Below are 1,925 nucleotides of genomic sequence, written 5' to 3' on the forward strand. Positions count from 1 at the left end.
CCCCGCCGTCGGCGTCCGAGCCTCAGCCCACCACCACGCCCCGACCGCCGGGTGCTGTGCGGCCAGGGCCGAGGAGACCCCCGCCGCCCGACCGCCGGGTGGTGGGCGAGCACGGGTGGGAACCCCGGGGCCGCGGGCCCGGGGTCCGGCCGCGTCAGCGCGCTCCGATGCGGTACCGGGTGCCGCCCACCGCCTCGGCGATGCGGTGCACCCGGTCGTTGTCGGCCTCCATCTCGCGTGCCGCCACCGCGTCCCCGGGAGGCGCGGACCGCAACAGGGCGCACAGCCACACCACCGCCCCCTGCGGCAGCGCGGGCCGCCCGGCGCGCAGCATGATGCTCCGGAGCGGGTACACCAACACCAGGCCGGCTTCGCCGAGCAGGCGCGGCGCCAGCCCGCCGAGGATGTCCTCGACGGCCTCTTCGGCGTGGGCGTCGGGCAGGAACACGGCGGCCCACGGGTGCGGCGCGTCCCAGTGCCCTGCCTCCCGCAACCGTGCCTCGTCCTCCGCTCCCCGGTGGACGAACTCCCGGTGCGTGTGCCGGGTCCGTTCCACCTCCCCGGCGTGGGACGCGAGTTCCGCCGGCAGCGGTCTCCCCCCCGACACCCAGGACGGGCCGGCGGTGGCGTCGACGAACTCGGCCAGGTCCAGCCGGTGCCGCCAGTCGCCGTCCACCACCCGCACCTGCCCCTGCATGTGGTCGGGTTTCTCGTCACCGAGCAGGTTCCGTTGCGCCTCGACGAGGGCCCGGGCGCCGTCGACGGTGAGCCGAATCCGCCGCACCAGGCCCGGCGCCGGGACCAGCCGCAGGGTCGCCCGCAGGATCAGCCCCGCCGTACCCGACCCGCCCAACACGGAGGTGAACAGCTCCGACCGCAGCCGGGGACCGCACCGCACCACCCTGCCCTCGGGGGTGAGCACCAGCATCCGCACCACGGAGTCCGCCTGCGCCCCGTGCCGGTAGGAGGTGCCGCCCACCCCGCCCAGCGACAGCGTGCCCCCCACCGAGAGGTGCGGGTGGTCGGTGATCACCGGTGGTGCCAGCCCGTGTTCGGCGGCGACGTCGAGGAGCTGGCTCCACGTGATGCCGGCGCCGACGGTGACGAAGTCGGGGCCGATGTCGTGCACCGTGTCCAGACCGGACAGGTCCACCACCATGCCCGCCGACTGGGCTCGGCCCCCGCAGGAGTGGCCCTGCCCGCGTGGCACCCATGGCAGGTCGTGCTCGGCGGCCCAGGTCACGGCCTCCTGGGCTTCGGCCTCCGTCCGGGGGCGTGCGACGTAGTCGGGGACGACCCTGACCTGTCCTCCCCAGTCCCGGGCCACCGCGTGACGCGCCACCGCGTCCGTCGACACGCAGGACGGTGCGGCCATCGTCGTCGTCCCCCTCGTGTCGTTGTCCCGCCTGGCCCCGTTGCCCATTCCGGCTCCTCTCCCCGAACACCGATGTTGCCACGGTGGGTGAGGGACCGGGTGTCCTCCGACGTCCTCCCGCCTCGGCCAACGGGTATTCCCGTGTGGACCGTTCGTCCCGATCGCGGTCCCCGTGCCCCCGGGGACGGTCCGGAAGGGACTCGGAACCCGGCCCGTGCCGCTCGCACCGTTCGATCTTGAATCGCGGCCAACGGTGCCGGTGTTATCGAACAGGGGGTGCACCGCGCCGGGTGGGGTGGCTCGGGTTCGTTCCGGGCTGGGTGGGGGTGCGGGGGTGGTGGGCACGATCCGGGCCTGGACGTCCAGCTCGGACCGTTGCCTGCCGTCGCCGCCGGGCTCCGCTGGGGCGGGCCACCCGGTGCGCCGGTGGCGGTCGTGGGGCTCGGGGCGTGCGGAGGGGCACACCGCCCCGGGCGGTTCGGTCCTCGGCGGCGTGCCCGGGCGGTACGGGCCGGACAACGGGGTCGGCCGGCCCACGGAGGACGTGGGC

At 75.7% G+C, this 1,925-nt stretch carries 2 protein-coding genes; one reads left to right on the forward strand and one right to left on the reverse strand.

Annotated features, from left to right (window positions below; all coding sequences use genetic code 11):
- Positions 1–154 precede the first annotated feature (154 nt).
- Positions 155–1,423, reverse strand: coding sequence for an FAD-binding protein (locus tag ACTIDRAF_RS31245; protein ID WP_016701380.1), 1,269 nt, complete (start codon positions 1,421–1,423; stop codon positions 155–157).
- A gap of 286 nt (positions 1,424–1,709) precedes the next feature.
- Here ACTIDRAF_RS31245 and ACTIDRAF_RS34665 point away from each other — a divergent pair.
- The coding region (locus ACTIDRAF_RS34665; protein ID WP_026066475.1) for a hypothetical protein at positions 1,710–1,925 on the forward strand (216 nt) is incomplete at its 3' end.

Source organism: Actinoalloteichus spitiensis RMV-1378 (assembly GCF_000239155.1).
GTDB classification, from domain to species: Bacteria; Actinomycetota; Actinomycetes; order Mycobacteriales; family Pseudonocardiaceae; genus Actinoalloteichus_B; species Actinoalloteichus_B spitiensis.